The sequence below is a fragment of the Pseudomonas sp. Irchel s3a10 genome, from assembly GCF_900187525.1.
Taxonomy (GTDB): domain Bacteria; phylum Pseudomonadota; class Gammaproteobacteria; order Pseudomonadales; family Pseudomonadaceae; genus Aquipseudomonas; species Aquipseudomonas koreensis_G.
Genome location: NZ_FYDR01000001.1, coordinates 123544 through 145766, shown reverse-complemented (window position 1 = coordinate 145766; position 22223 = coordinate 123544). Strand labels below are relative to the sequence as shown.

General features: G+C 61.8%; 18 protein-coding genes. 9 read left to right on the top strand and 9 right to left on the bottom strand.

Annotation, left to right across the window (positions count from 1 at the left end; translation table 11 throughout):
* Position 1 precedes the first annotated feature (1 nt).
* The 5 genes from CKW11_RS00770 to CKW11_RS00750 all read left to right on the top strand — a co-directional run bounded on the left by CKW11_RS00770 (position 2) and on the right by CKW11_RS00750 (position 8372).
* A complete protein-coding gene (locus CKW11_RS00770; RefSeq protein WP_095135530.1) occupies positions 2–1582 on the top strand; it encodes a VWA domain-containing protein in 1581 nt (526 codons plus the stop codon).
* Positions 1579–2994 (top strand): BatD family protein, encoded by a 1416-nt coding sequence (locus CKW11_RS00765; RefSeq protein ID WP_095135528.1) that lies wholly within the window; start codon positions 1579–1581, stop codon positions 2992–2994. Before CKW11_RS00770 ends, CKW11_RS00765 begins: the two co-directional genes overlap by 4 nt.
* Entirely contained in the window at positions 2991–4013 is a 1023-nt protein-coding gene (locus CKW11_RS00760) for an HAD family phosphatase (protein ID WP_095135526.1), read from the top strand. Before CKW11_RS00765 ends, CKW11_RS00760 begins: the two co-directional genes overlap by 4 nt.
* 71 nt (positions 4014–4084) lie before the next feature.
* Positions 4085–5674, top strand: coding sequence for an arylsulfatase (locus CKW11_RS00755; protein ID WP_095135524.1), 1590 nt, complete (start codon positions 4085–4087; stop codon positions 5672–5674).
* Positions 5675–5867: 193 nt separating this feature from the next.
* A complete protein-coding gene (locus tag CKW11_RS00750; RefSeq protein WP_095135522.1) occupies positions 5868–8372 on the top strand; it encodes a fused MFS/spermidine synthase in 2505 nt (834 codons plus the stop codon).
* A gap of 134 nt (positions 8373–8506) precedes the next feature.
* Here CKW11_RS00750 and CKW11_RS00745 read toward each other — a convergent pair whose 3' ends face one another.
* Positions 8507–9184 carry a DUF3313 domain-containing protein gene (locus CKW11_RS00745; RefSeq protein ID WP_095135520.1) on the bottom strand — a complete coding sequence of 226 codons (678 nt, stop codon included), beginning with the start codon at positions 9182–9184 and terminating at the stop codon, positions 8507–8509.
* Between the two features lie 215 nt (positions 9185–9399).
* Between CKW11_RS00745 and CKW11_RS00740 the strand changes: the two genes are divergently transcribed.
* Positions 9400–11760: a tetratricopeptide repeat protein gene (locus CKW11_RS00740; RefSeq protein ID WP_095135518.1), complete on the top strand. Its 2361-nt coding sequence runs from the start codon at positions 9400–9402 to the stop codon at positions 11758–11760.
* A 131-nt stretch (positions 11761–11891) separates the two neighbouring features.
* On the opposite strand, the gene CKW11_RS00735 is transcribed toward CKW11_RS00740, so the two are convergent.
* The 3 genes from CKW11_RS00735 to CKW11_RS00725 all read right to left on the bottom strand — a co-directional run bounded on the left by CKW11_RS00735 (position 11892) and on the right by CKW11_RS00725 (position 15301).
* Positions 11892–12866, bottom strand: a complete 975-nt coding sequence (locus CKW11_RS00735) for a hypothetical protein (RefSeq protein WP_047602174.1) — start codon at positions 12864–12866, stop codon at positions 11892–11894.
* Between the two features lie 285 nt (positions 12867–13151).
* On the bottom strand, positions 13152–13631 hold the full coding sequence (locus CKW11_RS00730) for a DUF934 domain-containing protein (RefSeq protein ID WP_047602172.1): 480 nt from the start codon (positions 13629–13631) through the stop codon (positions 13152–13154).
* Positions 13628–15301 carry a nitrite/sulfite reductase gene (locus tag CKW11_RS00725; RefSeq protein WP_095135516.1) on the bottom strand — a complete coding sequence of 558 codons (1674 nt, stop codon included), beginning with the start codon at positions 15299–15301 and terminating at the stop codon, positions 13628–13630. Before CKW11_RS00725 ends, CKW11_RS00730 begins: the two co-directional genes overlap by 4 nt.
* 347 nt (positions 15302–15648) lie before the next feature.
* Between CKW11_RS00725 and ccoN the strand changes: the two genes are divergently transcribed.
* Together ccoN and CKW11_RS00710 are read left to right on the top strand one after the other, a co-directional pair.
* On the top strand, positions 15649–17076 hold the full coding sequence (ccoN, locus tag CKW11_RS00715; protein ID WP_047294666.1) for a cytochrome-c oxidase, cbb3-type subunit I: 1428 nt from the start codon (positions 15649–15651) through the stop codon (positions 17074–17076).
* 18 nt (positions 17077–17094) lie between these two features.
* A complete protein-coding gene (locus CKW11_RS00710; protein WP_095135514.1) occupies positions 17095–17313 on the top strand; it encodes a CcoQ/FixQ family Cbb3-type cytochrome c oxidase assembly chaperone in 219 nt (72 codons plus the stop codon).
* Between the two features lie 130 nt (positions 17314–17443).
* On the opposite strand, the gene CKW11_RS00705 is transcribed toward CKW11_RS00710, so the two are convergent.
* The gene (locus CKW11_RS00705) at positions 17444–17935 is read right to left on the bottom strand and encodes a hypothetical protein (RefSeq protein ID WP_095135511.1); all 492 of its coding nucleotides are present in this window, start codon (positions 17933–17935) and stop codon (positions 17444–17446) included.
* A 205-nt stretch (positions 17936–18140) separates the two neighbouring features.
* Here CKW11_RS00705 and CKW11_RS00700 point away from each other — a divergent pair, with 205 nt between their 5' ends.
* Complete coding sequence (locus tag CKW11_RS00700; protein ID WP_095135509.1) at positions 18141–18833, top strand: aspartate/glutamate racemase family protein; 693 nt, start codon at positions 18141–18143, stop codon at positions 18831–18833.
* 112 nt (positions 18834–18945) lie between these two features.
* Here CKW11_RS00700 and CKW11_RS00695 read toward each other — a convergent pair whose 3' ends face one another.
* The 4 genes from CKW11_RS00695 to CKW11_RS00680 form a co-directional block, all read right to left on the bottom strand.
* Positions 18946–19455 carry a GNAT family N-acetyltransferase gene (locus CKW11_RS00695; RefSeq protein WP_095135506.1) on the bottom strand — a complete coding sequence of 170 codons (510 nt, stop codon included), beginning with the start codon at positions 19453–19455 and terminating at the stop codon, positions 18946–18948.
* A gap of 186 nt (positions 19456–19641) precedes the next feature.
* Entirely contained in the window at positions 19642–20622 is a 981-nt protein-coding gene (locus tag CKW11_RS00690; protein WP_095135504.1) for a LysR family transcriptional regulator, read from the bottom strand.
* Positions 20623–20780: 158 nt separating this feature from the next.
* Positions 20781–21728, bottom strand: a complete 948-nt coding sequence (locus CKW11_RS00685) for a peptidylprolyl isomerase (protein ID WP_095135502.1) — start codon at positions 21726–21728, stop codon at positions 20781–20783.
* Complete coding sequence (locus tag CKW11_RS00680; RefSeq protein WP_095135500.1) at positions 21725–22195, bottom strand: YbjN domain-containing protein; 471 nt, start codon at positions 22193–22195, stop codon at positions 21725–21727. The genes CKW11_RS00685 and CKW11_RS00680 overlap by 4 nt, the downstream gene beginning before the upstream one ends.
* Positions 22196–22223 lie beyond the last annotated feature (28 nt).

Sequence of the window (22223 nt, the reverse complement as noted above, 5' to 3'; positions counted from 1 at the left end):
GATGGAGATCAATCTCAGCGACTTGTACTTTTTACGCCCGCTGTGGCTGCTGCTCGCGCTGCTTGCCGCGCTGCTGCCGCTGCTCTGGCGCCGCAGCCGCGACTTGCAGCGGCGGTTGCGCAGCAACATCGCCGAACACTTGCTGCCGCACCTGCTGGTCACGCCAGAAGATCAGCAGCGCCTGCGCCCGGTGCACTGGCTGTGCGCGGTGTTGGCCCTTGGGGCGATCGCCGCCGCTGGGCCGACTTGGGAGCAGGATCGTCCGGACTTTCTGGAAAATCGCGCTCCACTGATCGTTGCGGTGGACCTGTCACCATCGATGGACGCCCGCGACGTACCTCCGACGCGCCTGGAAGCGGCCAAACACAAACTCCACGACCTGATCCAGCGTCGCGCGGGCGCCCGCACCGCGCTGATCGCCTATGCCGGCAGCGCGCATCTGGTGTTGCCGCCGACCGACGATCCGGCGTTGCTCGACACCTTCATTCAGGCGCTGGGCACAGGCCTCATCGACAAACCGGGCAAGGACGTTAGCGCCGTCATCGAGCAGGCCAAACGCCTGCTCAGCGCCGAGCAAACCCCGGGCAGCCTGCTGTTGATCACCGACGGCGCTGACGTTGCACAGCTCGAAGGTCTCGACAAACAACTCGACGACAGCCAATTGCAGGTACTGGTACTGGCGGTCGGCAACGCGGATGGCGGCGTGATTCAGGGCGCCAACGGCCAGCCGGCAGTCGACAGCAACGGGCGTCCGCTGCTCGGCCATTTCGATCCGGCGGCACTCAAAAAACTGGCCGCCGGCCTCGACGCCCCGCTGGGCAGCCTCACCCTCGATGACGATGATCTGGACTGGATCGAGTTGCACGCCCAACAACACTTCCAGAGTGCCAGCGCCGAACAGCAGCAATTGCACTGGAAAGATGCCGGTTACTGGCTGTGCTGGCCTCTTCTATTGTTGGCGCTGCTCGGCGTGCGCAAGGGCTGGAGCGTCAACTGGGTACCGGCGCTGCTATTGGCCACAAGCCTTGGCTGGCCTGCCGCGCCAGCCCAGGCCAGTGCACTGACCGATGCATTCTTCACCCGCGATCAGCAAGGGCGCTGGGCTGTCGAGCATGAGCATTGGCCGCAAGCAGCGGCGCTGTTTGTCGATCCGTACTGGAAAGGCGTGGCGGCCTATCACGCGGCGGACTACGACCTCGCATTGGCGACCTTTGCCCGGCTGGACACGGCGCAAGCGTGGTTCTACCTGGGCAACATTTACGTGCGGCGCTTCAAGTTCGATCAGGCAATTGCCGCCTACACCCAGGCCTTGCAGCGGCAACCGCAGTTCCCCGAAGCCACGGCCAATCTGGCGCTGGCGCAGGCGTTGCTCAAGGACACCGACAGCGCCGAGAAAAACGCTCCCGAGACCAAACCGGACGAAGTGAAATTCGACAAGGCACCGGGCAAGGGCCAGAGCAAAAAAGTCGAGACCGAACAGGCAGCGTCCGACGCGTTGTGGCTGCAAAACCTGAGCACCTCGCCGGCGAAGTTTCTCAAGCAGAAGTTCAGTTTGCAGGATCAGTCGGGGGCCAAACCATGAACCGGGTTGCGGCCATCGCGAGCAGGCTCACTCCTACAGGGGATTTGTGTGCGCCGAAAATCTTCTGTAGGAGTGAGCCTGCTCGCGATGGCGCCCGCCTGCTCACCGCAACCCTGCTGCCCCTGCTCACCAGTTGCCTGTTCACAATCCAGGCCTCTGCCGCCGAACCCCAACTGAAAGTCCAGGCCCACCTGCAACCCGCCGAAGGCGCAATGGTCGGCGGACTGGTCGAGCTGCAAGTCGACGTGCTCACCGACACCTGGTTCACCAGCGCCGCCACCCTGCCCGAGATGAAACTCGACGGCGCCCTGGTAACACCACCTGACGGCCAGGCCCAACACCTGAATCAGACCATCGACGGACAAACCTTCAGCGGCTTGCGCTACAGCTACCTGATCACCCCGAATGTCGCCCGCCGCTTCGATATTCCGCCGTTGACGGTGAGTGCGACACCCGGTCAGGCCAGCACAGCGATCAGCGCACACAGCCAGCCATTGCACTTCAGCGCCACCCAGCCACCCGGTTTCAATCCCGGAGAAACGCCGCTGGTGGCCAGCGGTGTGCGCCTGAGCCAAAGCCTGATCAATTCGACAACCCCGTTAAAAGTCGGCGACAGCGTTACCCGCCAACTGATCCTGGAGGCCGATGGCGCACTGGCGATGGCTCTCCCGGTTCCGTCATTGGCTGACGTGGCCGGCCTGAGTCGTTATCTGCAGACCCCACAAGTCACCCGCCTGGATGACGGTCGCGGTAACGTGCTCGGTGGTCAGCGCATCGACGCCGTCACCTACCGCATCGACAAGGCTGGCGCCTACACCCTGCCGGCCATCGCAGTGAAATGGTGGGATGTCAAAACGCAGCAGAGCCGAACGGCGCAGGTGCCCGCCATATCCTTTGAGGCCACAGCCAATAGCGCCTACAAACCGGTGTTTTCGATCACCAAGGATCTCCAGCAACTCGACCGCAACAACTCGCATTTTTCCACGCGCTGGCTGCTGTGGCTGGCGCTACTTGCCGTGTGCATTGGCGTCGGTTATTGGCTGCGTCCGGCGCTGATGCGCGCCCGGCGCCAATGGCAGGCACGCAAGCACGCGCGTCGACTGGCCTGGGAGCAATCGGCGGACTTCGCCTGGCAGCAGATCAACCCGCAACTGCAGGCGCAACCGGCGCAATTGAGCGCGTTGTATCTGTGGCTGCGGCGCAGTCGGCTCGGGCTGCAACTGGTGAATGCCGGCCCGCGCCTGCAAGGCCTGTTGCGCGGACTTTATGGACGTCAGCCGCAGACTGCACAAACACTCGCTCAACTGCGTGAATCGTTGACTACGCTTCACAGTCAGGCCGAACAAAAGGCGCACAAACCGGCGTCGGCCCTGCGCCCGCTCAACCCCGTTCATGAAAGGGATTTCCGATGACCAATCCACCGCAGCAGCGACAACGTTTCAGCCTTGCGCTGTGGTTCGCGCTGGCATTGCCACTGCTGGCCCAGGCCAGCGAGCCACTGCCGTCATGGAATGACGGCCCTGCGAAAAACAACATCATCGCGTTCGTGCAAGCGGTCACCGATCAGCACAGCAAGGACTTCGTCCATCCCGCCGAGCGTATCGCGGTGTTCGACAACGACGGCACCCTGTGGAGCGAGCAGCCGATGTATTTCGAGTTGCTATTCGCCCTCGATGAGGTCAAGCGCAACGCGCCGCAGCACCCGGAATGGCAAACCACCCAGCCGTTCAAAGCGGTGCTGGAAAACGACCACAAGGCACTGGCCGCTGCCGGCATGGACGGGATTATCAAGATCTTCGGCGCCACCCACACCGGCATGACCACCGAGGCTTTCGACGATTACGCCAAGACCTGGCTGAGCCAGGCTCGACATCCGAAAACCGGCAAGCCCTACACCGAGATGATCTTCCAGCCGATGCTGGAAATGCTCGACTACCTGCGCAGCCAGGACTTCAAGACCTACATCGTTTCCGGCGGCGACACCGGCTTCATGCGCGCCTTCGCCGAGAAGGTTTACGGCATCCCGCCGGAACAGGTGATCGGCACCACGTTCGTCACCGCGTTCCAGTTCAAGGACGGCCAGGCTTCGATCCTGCGCACCCGGAAACTGGCGCACAACGACGACGGCCCGGGCAAACCGGAAAGCATTGATGCAGTGATCGGCAAACGGCCGATTCTCGCGTTCGGCAACTCCGACGGCGACCTGCAGATGCTGCAATGGACCGCCGCCGGCCCCGGCAAACGCTTCATGGGGCTGGTGCACCACACCGACGCCGGACGCGAGTGGGCCTACGACCGAAAATCCGATATCGGGCGACTCGACAAAGCCCTCGACGAAGCAAATTCCCGTGGCTGGACCGTGGTGGACATGGCGACCGAATGGCGCCGGATCTACCCGTTCGATCCACCGGCAACCGGGCAGGTGCAATAAGAAAAAGCGTGATGCAGGACTGCAACAAACGTAAGTCGCAACAACGACCCCCGCGATAAGGAGCAAGTCAGATGACTCGCATACGCAAGTGGCTACCGAAACTCGCCCTGGTGGCAACCTCGGTGATGGCGCTGTCGGCAACTGCCACAGCGGCTGAGAAACCCAACATTCTGGTGATCTTCGGCGACGACATCGGCCAGACCAACATCAGCGCCTACTCCATGGGCGTGGTGGGCTACAAGACCCCGAACATCGACCGGATTGCCAAAGAAGGCATGATGTTCACCGACTATTACGCGGAGAACAGCTGCACCGCCGGACGATCCTCGTTCATCACCGGCCAGACGCCACTGCGTACCGGCCTGTCGAAAGTCGGCGCGCCGGGAGCGACTGTCGGCCTGCAAAAGCGCGATATCACCATCGCTCAGGCGCTCAAGTCTCAGGGATACGCCACCGGCCAGTTCGGTAAAAACCACCTTGGGGACAAGGATGAATACCTGCCGACCAACCATGGTTTCGACGAATTCTTCGGCAACCTCTATCACCTGAACGCCGAAGAGGAACCCGAACGCCCCTACTGGCCCAAGGATGACCCGGACTTTGTCAAAGCCAACTCGCCACGGGGCGTAATCCACAGTTTCGCCGACGGCAAGATCGAGGACACCGGCGCGCTGACCACCAAGCGCATGGAAACCATCGACGACGAAACCACCGCTGCCGCACAAGCGTTCATCGAGAAACAGGCCAAGGCCGACAAGCCGTTCTTCGTCTGGATGAACACCACGCGCATGCACCTGTTCACCCACGTACGTGATTCGATGAAGGGCCAGAGCGGCATGCCCGGCAATGAATACGCCGACGGCATGCTGGAACACGACGGTGATGTCGGCAAATTGCTCAAGACCCTCGATGACCTGAAAATCGCCGACAACACGATCGTGGTCTACACCACCGACAACGGCCCGAACCAGTTCTCCTGGCCGGACGCGGCGACCACACCGTTCCGTAACGAGAAAAACTCCAACTGGGAAGGCGCCTACCGCGTACCGGCGATGGTTCGCTGGCCGGGCAAGATCAAGCCGGGTGAAGTGTCCAACGAGATGTTCTCGGGCCTGGACTGGTTCCCGACCTTGCTCGCTGCTGCCGGTGACACCGAGGTGAAAGACAAGCTGCTCAAGGGCTGGGCGCCGGCTTCCGGAGGCAGCAACTTCAAAGTGCATCTGGACGGTTACAACCAGTTGCCCTATCTGACCGGCCAGCAACCCAACGGAGAGCGTAAGGAGTTCTATTACTTCAACGATGACGGCATGCTGGTTTCAATGCGCTTTGGCAACTGGAAGGCCGTCTTCGCCGAGCAGCGAGCACCGGGGGGTTTTGCAGTCTGGAGCAACCCGTTTACCCCCTTGCGCGTGCCCAAGATCTTCAACCTGAGAATGGACCCGTACGAGCGGGCCGACGTGGTTTCCGATCAATACTACGACTGGTCGACCAAAAACGTTTATCTGGTCGCCGTTGCGACAACCAAGGCAGCACGCTTCCTGCAGACCTTCATCGAGTACCCACCAAGCCAGAAACCTGCGAGTTTCAGCATCGACCAGATCCGTGCTGCGGTGGACGCGAAGATTGAAGAGAAAATGAAAGCGGCACCGGCTGCTCAGTAAGACCGTTGAACTGCCGCCCGCCCTCAGCGGCGGGCGGCCCTGTTTTCAACTTGGGACCGTGTCGGCCCCTTCGCGAGCAAGCTCGCTCCCACAGGGATTTTCGCTACACCCGAGATCCCCTGTGGGAGCGGGCTTGCTCGCGAAAAGGCCAGCACCATCACCGCAATTTCTGAATTGAAATAAGGCAATCCGCATGCCCTCACGTATCGCCAGCAAGCCGTCGGCCATACCCACCACCCAAGCCGCCACCCCGGCGCTGCTGATCCCTGTCCTGCTGCTGTGCATCTCCGGCGCCGCCGCACTGGTGTATCAGGTGCTGTGGATCAAACAGTTGTCGCTGGTGGTCGGCGTCGAGGTCTATGCCATCACCACCGGCATCAGCGCGTTTTTCGCCGGGCTGGCCATTGGTGGCTGGCTGTTCGGACGTTGGGCGGATCGCTTGCAGCAACCGGTGCTGCTCTATGCCGGGCTGGAAGTGCTGGTAGCGATTCTTGGTGTTGGCGCGACGGTTGTGATGAGCCTGGCGGCGAGCCCGTTTGCCTGGCTGCAAGGCCATGTCGGCCTGCTGGCCTGGCTGTTGCCATTCGCACTGGTGGGCATTCCGGCGGTGTTGATGGGCGGCACGCTGCCGGTGTTGGTGCGCTCGCTGGCGGCTGATCCGGGCAGGGCCGGCGGTCAGCTGTATGCGGCCAACACCCTCGGCGCGATTGTTGGCACCCTGCTCGCCGCGTTCGCGTTGATCGCCACCCTCGGTGTGCGCGGCAGTGCGTTGTTTGCGGCGATGCTCAATCTGCTGGCCGCGGCCGCTGCTCTGTGGCTGCAGCGTCAGCATCCGACGCCGATTGCGGCTGCGGTCAAACATCACGCCGAGAAAGCCACAGACCGCACCGCACTGTGGTTGTACGCCATCGCCGGCGGCGTGGCGCTGGGTTATGAAGTGGTCTGGTCGCAGTCGATCGTGCAGTTCATGAGCACCCGCACCTACGCGTTTGCCGTGGTGCTCGCGACGTATCTCACCGGGCTGTTCATCGGCAGCGCCCTGCTCGCCCGTCGCGTCGAGCGCATTCGCGATCCGTGGGGCGTGTTCGGTCTGTTGATTGCCGGCGCCGGGCTGATCGCCTTGCTGGAAATTGCCCTGCTCGGGCGCTGGCTGGTGGTGGCCCAGAGTCAGGCCGAGAGCTGGCTGCTGGCCTTGGGTGCCAGCGAACTGGCCGGTATGAGCGCACGTTTTGCCGTGGCAGCGCTGAGCATCGTGTTCGTGCCGACGCTGTTGCTCGGCGCGGCGTTTCCACTGGCGCTGCGCTTGAGTGTGGGGCGTGAGCGCGTGGGTCGCGACGTCGGGGCCGTGGTCGCGTTCAACACGCTGGGCGGGATTGTCGGGGTGATGCTCTGCGGTTTTCTGCTGATTCCGCTGCTGGGGCTGGTGCGCACGTTGGGCTTGCTGGCAATCATCGCGGCCGGCATCGGCTACGTGGCCGTGCGCAAGGGTCATCACGTCAAAAAAGGTCGGCGTCAGGCGGTGATCGCGCTGGGGCTGGTGTCGATTGCGTTCGCTGTACTGACCCCGGTGGACAAACTTGCCAGTCTGCTGCCGGGTGCGCGCAACGGTACGCTGGCGTTCTACGAGGAAGGCCGTGGCGGCACCGTGGCAGTGGTCGCTCAGGGCCGTGGTGAGAACAGCTTCCACCGCTTGTACATTCAAGGCGTGTCCAACACCGGCGATGCCATGCCGTCGCTGCGCTACATGCGCATCCAGGCGCTGCTGCCGTTGCTGATCCATAACGGCGAGCCGCGTTCGACGCTGGTGATCGGCTTCGGCACCGGGATCACCGCCGGCGCCCTGCTGCGCTATCCGGGGCTGGAACATAGGGTGGTCGCCGAGCTGCTGCCATCGGTGGTCAAGGCTGCGCCGCTGTTCAAGGGCAACTTCAACGCCGCCAGCGATCCCGGCGTCGATGTGCGCTTGCGCGATGGCCGTCAGGAACTGCTGCGCAGCCCGCAGACCTACGACCTGATCACCCTCGAACCGCCACCGCCATCGGCGGCCGGCGTGGTCAATCTGTACTCGCGGGACTTCTACCAGTTGGCGGCCAGTCGCCTGGCACAACAAGGCATCGCCGCACAGTGGCTGCCGCTGCCGACCCAGAACATCGACGATTCGCGTTCACTGGTGCGCAGCTTTCTCGACGTGTTCCCGTATGCCTCGCTGTGGACCAGCGAGTTCCACGAGATGCTGCTGGTCGGTTCGCTGCAACCGATGGAGCTGGACGCGGCGAAAATCACCGAGCGCTTCCAGCAGGCCAGCGTGCGCAGCACCTTGCAAGATGTCGGGATTGGCTCGGCCCCAGCGTTGCTCGCAACCTGGGTCACCGACCGTGCAGGCCTTGAGCGCTTTGCAGCGAATGCGCCGGCGGTGACCGACGATCAGCCCCGGATCGAATACGCGCCGTGGGTGCGCAGCAAGGAAATTACCCGGGTGCTGCCAGCGCTATTGGATCTATATGTGCCGCCGCCACTGGTCAATGCCGATGCCGGGTTCACTGAGCGAATGGACACGCACCGCCAACGTCTGATGCAGTTCTACCGCGCCAGCCTGCATGCGTATGACGGTGATCGGGATGCCTGGGGGCGGGATATGCGTGAAGTGATGCGTTGGGATGGCGGCAACCCTTACTTCCGTTGGTTTACCGGGCAGTAATGGGTTGCCTGAAAGATCGCTTTCGCGAGCAAGCCCGCTCCCACAGGGGATCTACAGTGACACAGGCTGTGTGTCCGGCGCAGATCTCAATGTGGGAGCGGGCTTGCTCGCGAATGGGCCCACGCCTCGCTGGATTATTTGGAGCTGGCCTTGAGCTTTACATACATCTGATGCATGTCATTGGCCCAGCCATCAATCACCGGTTTGACGTCGGTGGCCTTCATCGCCTGGGTGTCATTTTCCAGTGGTTTGCCGGTACCTTTGCGCACCACTTGCGCCACCACCTTGTTGCTCGCACCGTCGAGGAACACCGCTTCGGTGGCCAGAGTGGTTTCCTGATCACGGATACCGCTGGCAGTGCTGACCGCTGCCGCGACCAGCGCAACCGGAATCACTTCATACACCTGCAGGCCTTCGGTCTTGCTGCTCACGGCGGTAATCGCCGCGCGCACCACAATCACTCCTGGGCCGGGGCCGTTGGCCAATGGCAGATCCTTGCTGATTTCACGCTTGAGCGCCTGGTCGTAATAGGAAGTGATGCCGTTGAGGGTCTGCTGCGAAATCTTCGCGGTCGGTTGCGGCTTTGGATAGAGCTGGGTCGGCTCGATATACACGCTGGTGAACTTGCTGATGTCGACCTTCGGATCGATCCAGCGCATCACCTCGGCACCGGACGGCGATTTGGCCTCCTTGAGTTGGCTGTAGTCCTTGAGAAAGCCGGAATACTCATCGGGAGCAACGGTTTTGCTGGAGCAACCCACCACGCCAAGGGTGGCGATGCAGAGGGTGCCCATCATTACGGCTAGCTTCATGCTGTAACTCCTGTCAGAAGGCCTGAATGTATTGCGTATGGGGGAGTTACAGGTATAGCTAAAACCACGCTGATTGCCCTGCAAAACCGGAAAATTCACACAACTTCGGGGGCTGCTTCACAACCGGCGTTTGACAGACGCCGGGCATCCGGCAAAGCTGCATCAAGCTTGAATGCACGCCAGCAGGCCAATGCACCTGGACCATGGAAGTCGTAATGCCCAAGCATAAAAATAAAGTCGTACCGCCTGATCCTGATTCGTCCCGACCGTCCCTTTCACGTTACCTGTTCCCCCTCACCATCGGTGTGCTGCTGGCCGCAGTGGCGGGGATTGGCTGGTTTCTGTTCAGCCCCGCGCCCGCGCCGTACACGGCCCCGCCGATCAGCGCGGCGGCGCCTGTCGCCGCCAAACCGCAACCGGTGGCACAGAAGCCCGCCAGCATGGTCGATGAGCAACAGTGTCAGGGCTGCCACACCGAGCAGGTCAAGGACTGGCAAGGCTCACATCACCAATTGGCGATGCAGGCAGCGAATGGTGAAACCCTGCTCGGCGACTTCAACAACGTCACCTTCAAGGCTGAAAACGAGACTACCCGCTTCTCGCGCAAGGGCGACGAGTTCTGGGTCAATACGCCGGGTATCGATGGCAAGAACGCTGACTTCAAAGTCGCCTACACCTTCGGCATTGCCCCGTTGCAGCAATATCTGATCGAGGTCGGCGAAGGCCGTTTGCAGGCACTCGGCGTGGCGTGGGATACCGAGAAACACCGCTGGTTTCACCTCTACCCCGGCCAGGGTGTGAACTTCAAGAATCCGCTGCACTGGAGCAAGCCCAGTCAGAACGCCAACTTCATGTGCGTCGAGTGCCACACCACCGGTTTCAAGCGCAATTTCGATGCGGCCAGCAACACGTTCAACAGCCAATGGAACAGCCTCGGTGTCGGCTGTCAGGCCTGCCACGGCCCGGCATCGAATCACCTGCAATGGGCGCAGACAAAAGACGACCTGATCCACAAGGGTTTTGCCGTCGACCTCAAGGACAACAACGCCAGCGTCGAGATCGAAACCTGTGCCCGCTGCCACGCGCGCCGTGCGCCGCTGGGCGATGGCTACACCGTCGGCAAGCGCTTGATGGACGACTACCTGCCGAGCACTCTCACCCGCGAACTGTATGCGCTGGACGGCAAGATCAAGGATGAAGTGTTCGAACACGGCTCGTTCCTGCAAAGCAAAATGTTCGACAAGGGTGTGCGCTGCAGCAACTGCCACAATCCGCACAGCACTAAACTCAAGGCGCCGGGCAACGCCGTGTGTCTGCAATGCCACAACACGGCAGGCAAGACTTCGCTCGCAGGCGTCGACGGCAAGGGCCTGCACGCGAAGAACTACGATTCCATCGAACACACCCGCCACCCGCTAGGCCAGCCCGGCTCGCAGTGCGTGGATTGCCACATGCCCGGCAAGTTCTACATGGGTAACGACTGGCGCCATGACCACAGCTTCAGCATCCCCAACCCGGAACGCGCGCAAAAACTCGGTACGCCCGATGCGTGTCTGAGCTGCCATCAGGGCAAGGCCGGCGACAAGGTCAGCGCGCAGTTCAAGTTGTGGAATGCCTCCGCGGCGACATCGCAGGCACCACGCTATGACGAGAGCCTGTGGCTGATCCGCAACGGCCAGCCGGGAGCGGCGGACGCTTTGCATGAGCAATTGCAGCGCAGCGATCTGCCGGCGATTCAGCGTGCGACGTTGCTGGCCGAACTGCCGCTTTATCCCAGTGATCAATCCCTGAAACTGGCGACCCGGGATCTGCAGAATCCGGCGCCGCAGGTTCGCGAAAGTGCAGTGCGGGCAATCAGTGCCTTCCTGCCACCCACCGAGCGCGCGTCGTTGCTGACGCCACTGCTCGGCGATCCGGTGAAAGCCGTGCGCATCGTCGCGGCGCGGGACCTGCTCAGCGTCGCGCGCAACAACGGCCTCGGTGCCGCCCAGGCCAATTGGGACGCGGCGATTGCCGAGTATGAGGCGGTGCAGAAAAGTCTCGCGGAACGGGCCGAGGCCAACCTGAATCTGGCGATGCTGTATCAAGCCAGTGGCCGAGCTGCCGAGGTCGAAGGATTGCTGCGTACGGCACTCAAGCGCGATCCGGACTTCTACCCGGCACTGGTGACGCTGGTGCAATGGCTGGAGGCCAATGGCCGGGGACAGGAAGCGCAAACCCTGCTGGACAACAGCCTCAAGGCACACCCGGAGGCTGCGTTGTTGCAGCACACCCGTGGCCTGTCATTGATCCGCGCCGGCAAGACGGCACAAGCAATGACCGCGCTGCACCAAGCCGCGCAACTGGAGCCGCAGAACCCGCAGTACGGTTATGTGCTGGCGGTGGCGTTGCACGACAGTGGCAAGGTGACTGAGGCGTGTGACGCGCTGGAGCGTTTGCTCAAGGTACAACCGGCGAACCGCAATGCGCGGTTGTCGTTGATCCAGTACTACCTGGAGAACGGCCAGGAGCCGAAGGCGCAGGTGCTGTTGCAGGGCTGGAAGAAGATGAACATGGGGGATCCGGCGCTGAAATAACCGCTGATCCCTTGTGGGAGCGGGCTTGCTCGCGAATGCATTCTCTCAGCCAACATCAAGGGTGATTGATGTATCGCATTCGCGAGCAAGCCCGCTCCCACAGGGTCAGTGTTGATCTCAAGCGCCGGGTGTTACCAGGAAGACGTCGCGCCACTCTTCAACGCCATCTCCCGCCGACTGTTGGCGCGCATCGCCTTGATCAGCGACACCGAGCCCACCAGCAGGATCGCCGCGCCAAACAGGAAGTCGATGTTGTACAGCTGGAAGTCCTGCACCGGCCCCACCAGCAGCACCCGTACCACGGCAATCGTCACCAGCGTGGCGAGGAAGTCGATCCCCGGCTCGTCGCGATAGAACACGTGCAGCAGCGGCAGGCACAGCACCAGCAGGAACAACAGCACCACGACCTTGAACGAGCCTTTGCGCTCGACACTGAACGCGCATTCGTGGGGGCCGTAGGCCTTGTAGTCTTCGTCGCGGATCATCGAGTTTTTCTCGTTGATGTACTCGACGCGGTTGTACTTCTGGATCGGTGTGAAGGTGTTGGACATGTCCATCAGCGTGGTGATGTTCTTGAAGCGCAAATCGATGCGCTCGCTGCCCTTGAGGTAATACAGCACCGGTTTGTAGCCGTAGCGATAGGTGTCGAAGGGGAATTCGGTGACTTGGCCCTGGACGCCGATCGGCCGCGGCTCAAGCTCGGCGTAGGCGCTCTTGGTCGGTGAGGCGAGGTTGCGGCTCAGCGGCTGGACCTTGACCTGTTCGAGGAAGATCGGCGTGACGCCGTACGACCACTGCAACGGTTCGAGGCGCAGACGCAGTTCGTTGCGGCCCAGATCGTAGCGGTTGAAGGTGCGTTCGGAGACCACCAGCGAGCCACTGAGCATGAACTCGCCGCGCAGGTTGTTGGTGACGCGCAAGGTCAGTTGATCCTTGCCCAACAGCGCCGCTTCGGTGGACGGCGGCGCGCCGCACCACGCGGTGCTTTCACCGGCGCCGCCCAACTGGCCGTCGCGGTTTTCCTTGAACACATAGAAGTAACTGGCCCACAGCGTCAGCATCAACAGCAACGCCGTGAGGCCCAAAATCTTTTTGCCCGCACTCACTACCCAGACTCCCTTCTTCGTTCCGTCGTCCAGCCGAAAACCCGCTGGCGACGGCGACTCTACCAAAAGGCCAGCATCGACCCAAGGAAAAATCCGGGAATGGTGCGGGATGTAAGGGTTTCCCCTGTACGAGCAACGCCAGACACCTGTGGCGAGGGAGCTTGCTCCCGCTGGGTGGCGAAGCCGCCCCAAACCAGACAACGCGATTTATCTGACCGATTGCATCATGCCTGTTTTGGAGTGCTGCGCACTCCAGCGGGAGCAAGCTCCCTCGCCACAAAGTCTTCAGCGTCTGCGGAATAGCGGCCGTGGTTCGATCACCGAGCGGCCGTACAGCACGCTCATCCCCGCCAGTCCCTTCAGCGCATCCTCGGCCGATTTGTCCTCGCGCACCGCAAAGCTGTCGAACCCGCACTGACGCATATGGCTGAGTTGATCACGCAGCACATCACCGATCGCGCGCAACTCGCCGGCCCAGCCAAACCGGCTGCGCAACAGATACGCCTGACTGTAGGCGCGACCGTCGCGAAAGCTCGGGAAGTCCAGGGCAATCAGCGGTAGCGAAGCCAGCCAAGGCACCACGCTTTCGACTTCGTCGTCCGGCCCCAGCCACACCGCGTGAGTCGAAGGCGATTGCAGCCAGTGCGCCAGCGGCAGGATCAGCAATCCTTGTGGCCTGCCCTGCTCCGGCTCGCGGATCAGTGTCCAAGGATCGTCTTCGATCAGCCGCGCAACACCCTGCTCCAGGCGCAGCAGATTGTTCATGCCGACACCTCCAGCGCTTTCGGGTAGACCCGCTCCTTGAACGGCTCGAGGCCAATGCGCGCCACGGTGTCGACAAACAACTCCTCGCTTTCGCGGTAACGCACAAACGTACCGATGATCCGTTCGATCACCTGTGGCACTTCGGTCGCGCTGAACGACGGGCCGATGACCTTGCCCAGTGCGCTGTGCTTGCCCTGCGCGCCGCCGAGGGTGATCTGGTACCACTCGCTGCCGTTCTTATCGACGCCGAGAATGCCGATATTGCCGATGTGGTGGTGGCCGCAGGCGTTCATGCAACCGGAGATGTTCAGACTGATGTCGCCCAGGTCGTGCAGGTAGTCGAGGTTGTCGAAATGCGCCTGAATCGCCTGGGCAATCGGGATCGACTTGGCGTTGGCCAGCGCGCAGAAATCGCCGCCCGGGCAGGCGATGATGTCGGTCAGCAGGCCGACGTTGGCGCTGCCCAGATTGTGCTCGCAGGCCAGTCGCCAGAGTTCATACAGGTCGGACTTCTGCACATCGGGCAGGACGATATTCTGTTCGTGGGCAATGCGAATCTCGCCGAAGCCGAAACGCTCTGACCAGTCGGCCACGGCCAGCATCTGCTGACCGGTGACATCCCCCGGCGGTGCGCTCAGCCCCGGTTTGGTCGACAGCACCACGCTGGTGTAACCCGCTTTCTTGTGCGGCTGCACGTTGCGCGCGACCCAACGGGCGAACGCCGGGCTTTCGGCCAGGCGCGTGCCGAAGTCCAGATCGGTGTCGGCCAGGGTGTGATAGATCGGCGGCACGAAGGCACTGGCGACCCGCTCATATTCAGCCTCGGTCAGCTGCGCCGGGCCGTCCTTGAGGTGTTGCCATTCTTCCTCGACCTCTTTGGCGAACGCCTCGATGCCCAGCGCCTTGACCAGAATCTTGATCCGCGCCTTGTACTTGTTGTCGCGCCGGCCATGGCGGTTGTAGACCCGCAGGATCGCTTCGACATAGGACAGCAGATGCTGCCACGGCAAACCTTCGCGGATCTGCAGACCAAGGATCGGCGTGCGCCCCAACCCGCCACCGACGATCACCCGCAACAGCATCTGCCCGTCGCGCCCCGGATAAAGATACAGGCCAATGTCATGCATCATGATCGCCGCACGATCCTGCTTCGCCGAGCAGATGGCGATCTTGAATTTGCGCGGCAGGAAGAGGAATTCCGGGTTGATCGTCGACCATTGCCGCAGGATTTCGGCCAGCGGGCGCGGGTCGATCAGCTCGTCCGCCGCGACCCCGGCAAACGCTTCAGTGGTGATGTTGCGCACGCAGTTGCCGGAGGTCTGGATCGCATGCATGTTGACCTGCGCCAGGCGGTCAAGGATGTCCGGCACCTGCGCCAGTTCGATCCAGTTGAATTGCAGGTTCTGCCGCGTGGTGAAGTGACCGTAGCCGCGATCGTAGTCGGCGGCGATACTCGCCAGCGTACGCATCTGCTCGGCACTCAGTGTCCCGTAGGGAATCGCCACCCGCAGCATGTAGGCGTGCTTTTGCAGGTAGAGGCCGTTTTGCAGACGCAGCGGCAGGAACTCCTCCTCGCTCAACTCGCCGGCCATGAAGCGCTCGACCTGATCGCGAAATTGCGCAACGCGCTCGGACACCAGTGCGCGGTCGTAATCGTCGTATTGATACATGCAGCGGCTACCCCATCAGAATTGTGCGCAATTCCTGTAGGAGTGAGCCTGCTCGCGATTGCGGTGTGTCAGGCAACTGCTTTGTTGACTGACACACCGCAATCGCGAGCAGGCTCACTCCTACAGATTTTCCCCGACTATGGACGAGCAGCGCAGCACGCAACAGATTCACCTGAAACGATAAAAACCATATCAGGGCGCGGCAGAACGCCGCAGGCAGCACTTCAATCTGATCCGTACAAATGAAGTATTCCTGAGCCTGTTTTGTTTCTGGCGCTGTTTCTACAGTGCAGCTCGTGCCAGACCGGGTGGCCTGGCAAGACTTTGCAACCGTGGAAGAACTGACCATGAGCACAGCAACAATCGGACAGGCGTATAACTACAAGGTCGTCCGCCAATTCGTTATCGCGACGGTTTTCTGGGGTGTCGTCGGCATGGCGATGGGGGTATGGATCGCCTCGCAACTGGTGTGGCCGGACATGAACCTCGACCTGCCCTGGACCACCTTCGGCCGCTTGCGGCCACTGCACACCAGCCTGGTGATTTTCGGTTTCGCCGGCAGCGCGCAATTCGCCGCCAGTTACTACGCGGTGCAGCGCACCTGCCAGGTGCGGCTGTACTCGGACAAGCTCGCCGCCTTCACCTTCTGGGGCTGGCAATCGGTGATCGTGATCATGCTGATCACCCTGCCGCTGGGCTACACCACCACCAAGGAATACGCCGAGATCGAATTCTCCGGCGCGGTGTGGATGGCGGTGGTCTGGGTCGCGTATGCCATCGTGTTTTTCACCACCGTGGTGCAGCGCAAGACCAAGCATATCTACGTCGGCAACTGGTTTTTCGGTGCGTTCATTCTGGTGATCGCCATGCTGCACGTGGTCAATCACCTGTCGATCCCGGTGGACTGGTTCAAATCCTATCCAGTGTATTCCGGGGCCACCGACGCCATGGTGCAGTGGTGGTACGGGCATAACGCGGTGGGGTTCTTCCTGACCACCGGTTTCCTCGGAATGATGTATTACTTCGTGCCGAAACAGGTCAACCGCCCGGTGTATTCGTACCGGTTGTCGATCGTGCATTTCTGGGCGCTGATCACCCTGTACATCTGGGCCGGCCCGCACCACTTGCACTACACCGCGCTGCCGGACTGGGCGCAGTCGCTGGGCATGGCGATGTCGCTGATCCTGCTGGCGCCGAGCTGGGGCGGAATGATCAACGGCATGATGACCTTGTCCGGCGCCTGGCATAAGTTGCGCACCGATCCGATTTTGCGTTTCCTCGTCCTGTCGCTGGCGTTTTACGGCATGTCGACATTCGAAGGGCCGATGATGGCGATCAAAACGGTCAACGCCCTCTCCCACTACACCGACTGGACCATCGGCCACGTGCATGCCGGCGCGCTCGGCTGGGTGGCGATGATCACCTTCGGCGCGACCTATCACATGGTGCCGAAAGTCTTTGGCCGCGAGCAGATGTACAGCACGCCGCTGATCAACCTGCACTTCTGGCTGGCGACCATCGGCACGGTGTTGTACATCGCGTCGATGTGGGTCAACGGCATCACCCAGGGCCTGATGTGGCGGGCGATCAACGAGGACGGCACGCTGACCTATTCCTTCGTCGAAGCGCTACAGGCCAGTCATCCGGGGTTCATCGTGCGCTTTGCCGGCGGGGTGTTCTTCCTCAGCGGCATGCTGCTGATGGCCTACAACGTCTGGCGCACGGTGCGGGTCGCCGACGTGGCGCTGGCACGCAGCCAAGCGCAGATCGCCTGAGGCAGGGAGCCGCAGAGGATGGATATTTTCTTGAATGTGCTGGGGGTGGTGTTTCTGTGGCTGGCGGTGGAGTACTGCCTGCGCCACCAGACCTCAGAGAGCCTCGACGACGCGAGCATGGTGCCGTTTGCCGATGATCCGGAGGTGGCACGGCGGGTGGAACTGGCGACGGGCAAAACCGTGAAGTCGGTGGCGCCGGAAGAGGCGAAACCGGGCTGGGTGAACCTCGAGATGTAACCCCACCACCGCCCCTTTGTAGGAGTGAGCCTGCTCGCGATTGCGGTCATTCAGCCAACTTTATGGTGACTGATATACCGCTATCGCGAGCAGGCTCACTCCTACAGGGGACTTGTGCAAATCCTGAGATCTAGGCGCGGTCGCGCGGAATCAGGCTCTGCAACTGCTGGGCGAGAAAATCCGCATCAAACAAAAAGGTGTCCGGATCCTTCAGGCCATTGGTCTTGCGCCATTGCCACTCGCCGCTGGGCAAGCCGACCAGCGAAATGCTGCCATAGCGCGCCGCCGTCAGGCCCATCACCGCCAGGGAAATCTGCCCGGCGCTGCCCATCACGTCCGGCACGAACTCCACCGCTTTGCCGGCAATCACGATGCTCAGTTTCTCGGTCTTGAAGGTCGAGGTTTCCACCGGTGTGCTCGGCCCGAATGCGACGTAAGCCTCGCGGCTCACCTCCAGCAGGTTCGGTGCCTGCACCGGTTCCAGCCATTGCTGGATCTGGCCGAACAGCTCGGTGATGCGGCTGGCCCACGCCTGTGACTGGGTTTCGAACAATTGCTTCTTGTGCGCTTCACTCTCGGCATAGTGACGAAGCATTTCGCCCAGTTGTTGTACGTCGTTCATCGGTACGTTCCTCGGGGAGAGCCTGCGATAGTCGATAGTGACAGATCGAAGCGCCGGCGTACGTTAAACCTTGAGCGCCGGCACCGTGACACTTGGCAACAGGATCAACGGTACAGTTGCTTTGTACTGGCATCCGTCGTTGAACCGATGGACACTCGGCCGGAGCCCGACTTTTCCAATACGGGTCATTGTTCGAGGAATTTCAATGCGCACCATCGGCCTGATCGGCGGCATGAGCTGGGAATCCAGCGCTGAATATTATCGTCTCATCAATCAACAGGTTCGTGACCGACTCGGCCCGCTGCGTTCGGCGCCAATCCTGATGTACAGCGTCGACTTCGGCCCGGTCGAACAGGCCCAGCACGCCGGGCGCTGGGACGACGCAGCGGCGATTCTGGTGGATGCCGCACGCAGGCTCGAAGCCGGCGGTGCCGAATGCGTGGTGCTGTGTACCAATACCATGCACAAGGTCGCGGCGCAGATTCAGGCAGCGATCAGCATTCCGTTCCTGCACATTGCCGAGCCGGCGGCGCAGGCGGCACTGGACATTGACGCGCGCACAGTCGGTCTGCTCGGCACGGCGTTCACCATGGAGCAGGACTTTCTCAAGCAGCGTCTGATTGCACAGGGTCTGACGGTACTGGTGCCGGACGACGCCGAGCGCAAGGACGTGCACCGGATCATCTACGACGAACTGTGCGTCGGGGTCATCAGTGCCGAATCACGCAAAATCTATCAACGAGTGATCGAAACGCTGACCGCGCGCGGTGCCCAGGCGATCATCCTCGGCTGCACGGAAATCGGCCTGCTGGTCAAACCCGAACACAGCGCCCTGCCCCTGCTCGACACCACCGAGCTGCATGCGCAGGCGGCGGTGGCGTTCGCTGTGGATGACTGACTTCACAGAACCTGTGGGAGCGTGGCTTGCCCGCGAAGAACGATGACGCGTGATACCTGAAAAACCGCGGTGACTCTTCGCCGGCAAGCCACGCTCCCACAGGATTTTTGGCTTATCGACGACGCAGACGGGCCATGCTCAGGGTGTCGACCCATTGCCCGTCGCGCACGGCGTAGTCACGAAACAGGCCTTCGTTCTCGAAGCCGAACTTGCGGTAGAGACCGATGGCCGCCTGGTTGTCGGCGTACACCGAGAGTTCGACCCGGTGCAGGTTCATCCAGTTGTCGGCGACGTCCAGCGCCGCCGCCAGCAGTTTCGACCCGACACCTTTGCCCTGCCACGCCACAGCGACCGCCATGCCGACACTGCCGGCGTGGGCGCGGCGAATTCGTGAATAATTTTCCAGCCCAAGATGACCGACCACCGCGCCCTGATGCAGCGCCACCAGTTTGACCATCCGCTCGCTCTCCGCCAGCAGCCGTTGCCGCCAGATCTCGGTGGACTGAAACGGCATCTGCAGCACCTGCCGGGTCACGGCTGGATCGTTGTACAGCGCGGTGACGGCCTCGATATGCGATTCGTTGAAGCGTTCGAGGGTGATGGCGGGGTTGTGGTCGGGCATGGCGGATCCTTCCTGGATCGATGGGTGGCCACTTACTCTAAACCGTTGAGCGTCTGGCTGGCGAATATCAAAATGTGGGAGCGGGCTTGCTCGCGAAAGCGGTGTGTCAGGCAACACAGATGTTGAATTTCAGACCGCTTTCGCGAGCAAGCCCGCTCCCACAGGGGATTGGGGGTGTTGGGAAGATCAGGTCTGAAACCATTCCTGGCGTTCGTTGAAGGTGTGCTGGATCAGTTCGACCAGGGTTTGCACTTCGGCGACATCCCGGGATTCAGCGTTGACCGCCAGCCATGCCTGCAACTGCATCGGCTCGTCAAACAGCCCCGGCAGCGCAATCAACCCGCGATCGAAGCGGCTCATGTACGCCGGCAACAAACCGATGCAGGCGCTGCAGCGGATCATTTCCAGCATCAGCTCATAGGACTGCATCTGCACCACGCCGGCCAGGCGTTGTTCGACCAGCTCATTCCATGGTCGAAAGCTGGCGATCTGCCGGTCATGCTGCCATTGCACCAGCATGAAATCGCTCAGATCATCGGCACTCGCCGGGCGCGCGGTGACCCGGGAATAGCGTTTGGCGATGTGTGGCAGGTAATCCAGACGCGCCAGGGCCTGCGGCTGACTGGTGGCGAAGGTCGGGCCGGGGCTGGGGGTTTCGCCGTGGGCCAGCCACAGCACCACGTCGGCACTGACCGCACGCAGCGCCAGTTCGCTGTCCAGCGCAATGATCTCCAGGCGCACGCTGGCATTGCGCCGCAGCAATGCGATCAGGTCGCGACCGAGGATGTCATGCAGGATCGATTCGGCTACCGCCAGACGCACCAGCGGCTGCTCGACCACCGGCAGTTTGCGTTCGTGGGCCAGCGCCACCAGTTGCGCCTGCAGTTGCTGGCCCTCGCGGGTCAGGCTCAGGGCGCTGCCCTGAAAGCTGAACAGCGAGTGCTGCAGTTCCTGCTCGAGCTGCGCCAGTTGTTTGCGCAGCAAGGTCGAGCGCACGTTGAGGCTGCGCGCCGCCTGCATGAAGCAACCGCAACGGGCACTGACCAGAAAATATTGCGCGACCTCGGCATCAATGGTCGCGGCTTGCGCCAGCCACGGCTCGCGTTCGCCCTGTGCCCAGCGATAGTCGGGGCTACCCTGTCGTCCTGCGGGTTCGGTGAATGACATCGATGACTCCCTGTCGATCTTTGTATTTAGACATTGCGCAGATCCCTTGTAGGAGTGAGCCTGCTCGCGATGGCGTCGGCACAGCTGACATCTCTTTGCCTGACACACCGCTATCGCGAGCAGGCTCACTCCTACAGGGTTTGTGGTGTGCCAGTGTTCTAATGGTTGGTTTCGAGGACCTTGTTCAGCTCGGCCCCATCAATACTCAAAGTCGCAGTATTGAGCATCCCGTCCAGATACGCCTGAGCAATCTGCTCCTGCCGTTGCGCACGCAAGGCCTGGGTCAGTTGATCGCGCAGTTCGTCGAGGGTCGCAGTACGTGCCGGTTGCTGTTCGGTGAGTTTGATCACGTGGAAACCGGCTGCACTCTGCAGCGGGTCTGACACTGCGCCGACCTTCAGCTTCGCCACCGCACCCCGTACCTCCGGCACCAATTGCTGTAACGGTTGCAGCCCGGTATCGCCGCCGCGCTCGGCAGTCTGCCGATCCTGCGAATACTGAGTCGCCAGCGCGGCAAAATCCCCCGGCGTGCTCTGGGCTTTCTTGCTTAGCTCGGTCGCCTGTTTGCGCACGGTTTCCAGGCTCTGCGCATCCGGCACAGCGAGGAAAATCTGGCTCACCCGGTACAACGCCGGAGTCTGCCAGTTGCCCTTGCCAGCGTCGTATGCCTGCTGCAACTCGGCCGTACTCGGGTAGTCCGCCGGCACCGTACTGACCGAGCGCAGGTAATCGCGAAAGACGATCTGCTCGGTGGCCGCGCGGGTTTGCCGCACCACGTCCGGACGCTGCGCCCAGCCCTGAGCGTCGGCCTGCTCCAGCACGGCTTTCTCAGCCAGACGCGCACGAATCCAGCGTTCCAGCGCTTCACGGTTGCCGCGCAATTGTTCGCGAGTCGCCGGCGGGACCGTGGCCAACAACGCCTGCAACTCCTGCGGCGTCACCTGCTGATTGCCCAACCGCGCTACCGCAGGCCCCACAGCAACCGCCGCCAAGGGCGACGATTGCTGCGCTGCGACCGGGTCAGTGCCCGGTCGCAGCACCAGCGCCACGGCTACCACCAACAGCGCCACTGCCCCGGCGCCGATCACCATGGCAGGCTTTTTCACAGCGCGACTTCCTCTTGCTCAGCGGAAGCGACTTTGGCCGTCGAGGCTTGCGCCGCCTGGCTGAAATCACGCAGGTAGACGATGAACTCCTGCAACAGGCGATCCCACAATTCCAGATTGCCGCGCAGGTGATCGTTGCTCACACCGGCGGCCAGCACCACGTCCATTTCCATCACCAGAAACTCGCCCTGCAGCGACAACCGCGCAAAACGCCGGGTGGCGTTCCACTGTTCGGCCACGCCTTGTGGCAACTCACCTTGCACCCGCAGCGCACAGCTGAAAGTGAAATCGACGTAGCTGCCCTGCTCCACCGCCGGGTTGCCGAAACGCACGGCGTAACCGATGCCCTGACTGGCGCTGAGCAACTGTACGATGCCGTTCTGTTCGGTCTGGTTGACGCGATAACCGGCGGCTTGCAGGACATCGGTCAGGGATTGTGGGGATACGTGGGAGATCAATTGAGTCATTACTTCTTCCTTGTCTATGAGTCTTTTA